Below are 2254 nucleotides of genomic sequence, written 5' to 3'. Positions count from 1 at the left end.
TCGGCTGCCGATCACCACCCTCAAGCGAGCGTGCGGACCTTCGCCTCGCGGTCCCAGTAGCGTTGCTTGGCCGCTTCCACGAAACCGCCGAGGTCCGTCACGCCATCGTCTGGCTCAACACCAGCCTTGTCGAGAAGCGGCTTGGCGCTGGCATTATGGCCAATCGCCTTGAGGTGACCGAAAGCATCCATCACCCACTGCACCGCTGCGCCTTCCTTGACGAGCTTGGCGCAAGCCTCGTCGGACAGGATCACCGCGCAGGCGTCCACCGTGACCGAGGGCTGGCCAAACAGCTGCGCGTCGGCCTTGACCGTCGATCCATCCGACAGCGGCACCGCGCCAACCTTGGGTGCGATCGTCAGCGGATGGCCGCCCGCCGCCTTGACCGCATCCTTCACCTTCTTCAGGTCGGCCGCGTCGGTGCCGTCGGCGAAGAAGATGCCGACCGTGCGCCCCTCTAGCGTGTGCATCTCGCGCGGGCCACGGATGATGCGCAGCGCTGGCGAGGGCTCCATGTCGATCACGGGCGCCTTGGTCGGCGAGGCCTCCGGCAGCTCCATCGCGAGCCCGTCGGCGACGCGGCGCGCCAACTCCTCGTCGACATTGCGCAGGTTGGCCATCATCGCCACGCGGACGTGCTCGATTGAGACCTTGCTGAGCTCGAACACGAAGGCTGAGGCAATGTGCGCCTGCTCGGCCGGATCCATCGATCGCCAGAACAGTCGTGCCTGGCTGTAGTGATCGGCGAAGCTTTCCGCGCGGATGCGGAGCTTCTGTCCCTCTTCCTCCGCCGGATAGCTCTTGAAGCCGTTTTCTAGATCCTCGCGTGGACCGCCAATCTCGCCCGCCAGGTGGAGGCTGTTAGGCTCGTAGTTGGCGCGGCCTTTGGGAACCTGCATCTGCATGTGACCGTCGCGCTGCATGTTGAGGAACGGACAGCCACCGTCTCGGCCCTTAGCCTGGTTGATCGGGATCTGGTGCCAGTTGGTCGAGCCAAGCCGCTTGATCTGCGTGTCTTGATAGGAGAACAGCCGGCCCTGGAGCAGCGGGTCGTTCGTGTGATCGATACCGGGCACGAGGTGGCTCGGGCAGAAGGCGACCTGTTCGGTCTCGGCAAAGAAGTTGTCGGGGTAGCGGTCGAGCACCAGCTTGCCGACGATGCGGACCGGCAGCACCTCTTCCGGAATGATTTTGGTCGCGTCGAGCACATCATACGGCTGGCTGTCGGCGAACGCCTCGTCGAACAGCTGCACGCCGAGCTCCCACTCGGGATAGTCGCCCCGGCCGATGCGCTCGAACAGGTTACGGCGCTGGTAATCCGGATCTGCCCCGGCGGTCTTGACCGTCTCATCCCACAGCGCCGAGGCGAGCCCCGCCTTGGGCTTCCAGTGGAACTTGACGAAGGTGGACCTTCCCTCCTTGTTGACGAAGCGGAAGGTGTGGATGCCGAAGCCCTCCATCGTCGCGAAACTCTTGGGCAGCGTCCGATCCGACATGATCCACATCGCCATGTGGGTCGCTTCCGGCATCAGGCTAATGAAGTCCCAGAAGGTGTCGTGCGCGGTCGCCGCCTGCGGATAGCCGCGGTCGGCTTCCATCTTCACGGAGTGGACTAAGTCGGGAAACTTGATTGCATCCTGGATGAAGAAGATCGGAATGTTGTTGCCGACCAAGTCCCAGTTGCCTTCGCGTGTGTAGAACTTGACCGCGAAGCCGCGCACGTCGCGGGGCGTGTCGATCGAGCCGGCGCCACCTGCAACCGTGGAGAAGCGGACGAACACGTCAGTGCGCTGCCCCTTTTTCTGGAACAGGTCGGCGCGCGTGATGTCGGCCAAGCTCTCCGTGCATTCGAAATAACCATGCGCGCCCGTGCCGCGCGCGTGCACGATGCGCTCGGGGATGCGCTCGTGATCGAAGTGGTTGATCTTCTCGCGATAGACCTCGTCCTCCAGCAGCACCGGGCCGCGCTGGCCAGCCTTGAGCTGGTTCTGGTTGTCGCTGACCGGCATGCCATGATTGGTGGTGAGCACCGGGTGATCGGCATCGGTGACTTGGTGAGTCTCGCCGCCATGGCCGGCGTTCAGGGCGATGTGATCGGTCATGGGTGTCCTCCCGTTATTCGGCGGGCCAACGTCGCGAAAGAGCGGCCGGTTTCGGGTGGGAGTGAATTTGCGACACAATGGCCGGGTCGGGTTCGACGTCTGCCGCTTTGTTGCCGACGCGAACGAATGGCTGGTCTCCGCTTTGGCCGTCT

1 protein-coding gene is annotated in these 2254 nt (G+C 63.8%); it reads right to left on the bottom strand.

Annotated elements, in window-relative coordinates; all coding sequences use genetic code 11:
- Window positions 1-20: 20 nt before the first annotated feature.
- Complete coding sequence (locus WDW90_RS36480) at window positions 21-2102, bottom strand: catalase (protein ID WP_336492618.1); 2082 nt, start codon at window positions 2100-2102, stop codon at window positions 21-23.
- Window positions 2103-2254 lie beyond the last annotated feature (152 nt).

It is taken from the genome of Methylobacterium nigriterrae (genome assembly GCF_037106235.1).
Taxonomy (GTDB): domain Bacteria; phylum Pseudomonadota; class Alphaproteobacteria; order Rhizobiales; family Beijerinckiaceae; genus Methylobacterium; species Methylobacterium nigriterrae.
Note: the sequence above shows the minus strand (reverse complement) of the source record. Positions and strands in the feature narration are given on the sequence as shown.